The 2094-nt window shown below is 58.2% G+C and carries 1 protein-coding gene and 1 pseudogene; both read right to left on the reverse strand.

Annotated elements, in window-relative coordinates; translation table 11 throughout:
• Positions 1-537 precede the first annotated feature (537 nt).
• Positions 538-1032 carry a hypothetical protein gene (locus ABJK56_RS19720; RefSeq protein ID WP_347246404.1) on the reverse strand — a complete coding sequence of 165 codons (495 nt, stop codon included), beginning with the start codon at positions 1030-1032 and terminating at the stop codon, positions 538-540.
• 68 nt (positions 1033-1100) lie between these two features.
• A pseudogene (locus ABJK56_RS19725) lies at positions 1101-2094 on the reverse strand (hypothetical protein); the annotation flags it as partial.

Below are 2094 nucleotides of genomic sequence, written 5' to 3' on the forward strand. Positions count from 1 at the left end.
CCCCCATCCCGCCCTGGCCCAGGAGGGAGATGATACGGTATCGGTTCTGGAGAATCGTTCCAGGGGTCAGCATTATTCACCTCTTTTTTCACGCCATCCTCTCTGGTAACTGCCAGTCTACTGGCTTGTCAACCGCAATGTTGTAGTGGTCAGTCAAGTGAAAATTTGTGGCTTCAAAGTGCTGGTATGGGGAACGCCGGACTTTGGACAAATTGCCAGCGACGTAAGCCGAAATTCCTTATGGACAGGATTTACAAGATTTACAAGATTCCCCAATCCTGTAAATCCTGTAAATCCTGTAAATCCTGTCAATCCCATTAATTCGGCCTCCCATCATCCCATCTTGTCCCAAGTCCGGTGGAACAAATAGACCCACAAAATTGCTGTTGATAAACCGGTAGGCCGAAATTGAATTTCGGCTTACATCTTATTAGCCATTCATCCCAAGTCCTTGAAGCCACAAATTTACATTTGACTAACCACTACCCTCCCGTCTGTCATTGCGAGCAAGCCAGGCGCGGGGCGCATTCTGGCCGGTCAGAAACTTCGCCGATGGGAACTCGGCCTCCCTGGGCGCTTCACGCCGGGCGTCGGCTCCTCGGGGCGAGCCCCATTGGGGCGTGGCCCTCCGCCGCCGCCTCCCGGGTCGGCGAAGGCCGACATCGTCATTGCGCCACGCGCCGAGGGCGCTCGCGCCGAGGCCTTGGCCCGAAGGGCCTTCGGCCCGAGGGCGAGCAGGGCGCAGCGCGCCCGGCGAAGCAACCCGGCCGGCGGCCCAGGAAGGCGCGGATTTCGGTTCTCACCCCTTCCCCCGCCGCCGCGGGCGGCTCCCCCTTTCCCTCTCCCGTTGAGAGAGGGGAAGAGGGTGGCGGCGGAGCTGCCGGGGGTAGGGGTGAGGGTCTCCAGGCAATACACGATCCCCGCCCGCCCCTCCTGCCCGTAGGCAATGCCGGGGGCGGCGGGGTGTTCGGCCACAGCGTAGCGCTGACCTTCTATCTCCACAATGTCTCCGACGCGGGGTTCAAAGGGCATAGCCCTCCTCCACAAGCCTCTGTTTGGTATTCCCTATCAATAGCTTTTCCACGGACCAGGCCCTTTGCTCATGGAATGGATTCAATGCGTAAGGAATCTATTTCTATCCCACTCCAGAGGCAATCTCCGCTAAGTTCAGCAGGGTGGCCGATCCAGATATGAGTGGGACGATACTGGGTAGGCTGTGAAGTGTAGATCAGTGATCCGTTGAGGTACAAGAAATATCTTTCCTCCCGGTACTCTATGACCATTTCGTTCCATATAGTGTTGGCTCCCAGAAATATGTCCTTGCGTTCTGCACCAGCGCGAAACCAGTATTGCAATCCATACGTCCCATCCTGCCAAATTCCAATAGCCATTCCAGTTGCCTCGGCGTTTCTCTGGAAATCAGCCGCGGCCTCTTGAGAGAGACCTCCCGGCACAACATAACTGGTGGCAAGAATTCCCGTGCCACAGGTTAATACCTGGAAGTACCGAAAGCGAAAAGTAGCACGAAAATCTCCTATAGTAGGGAATGGATTGAGGTTGGTCTGTAAGTAAGGATAACGCCGGCCGCTACTAGATAAGGTAAGCACCCCATCTCCCACCAAGACGCTTCCCGAGCCAGTATCTACACTCCAAACAGAAGTGTTCAAGGCAGAGCCGCCAAAATCTTCCTGGAAAAACACGGTTGGCTTAGGTGGCTGAGGGGTAGGCGTTAAAGCGGGGGTAGGCCGCTTAGTTGGTGTTGGTGATGAGGTAGATGTTGGCGCCCGGGCAGTGACGGTGGCAGCCCGAGAGATTATTGTCGCGGCTGCGGTCGTAGCCTGGGCCTGCGTGGCGGTCCGCGCCTGGGTAGTAGCTTGTGCATAAGCGGTAGCGGTGGCCTGTGCATAGGCAGTAGCCTGCGCCTGAGCGGTGGCCTGCGCCTGGGCGATGGCGGTGGCCTGCGCCTGGGCGATGGCGGTGGCCTGCGCCTGGGTCTGTTGTCCTTGCCACCAGGCAATCCTGGCCAGTGCCCCCACCACCAGCAGCAGCAACACGCCGCCCAACAGCCAGGCCCAGGCGGGAAGGCGCGGTCGG

Source organism: Thermogutta sp., assembly GCF_039793925.1.
GTDB lineage: Bacteria > Planctomycetota > Planctomycetia > Pirellulales > Thermoguttaceae > Thermogutta.

What these genes read in the sequence shown, in the direction of transcription:
- ABJK56_RS19720 (WP_347246404.1), bottom strand. Translation starts at nt 1,032, where the DNA reads ATGCCCTTTGAACCCCGCGTCGGAGACATTGTGGAGATAGAAGGTCAG.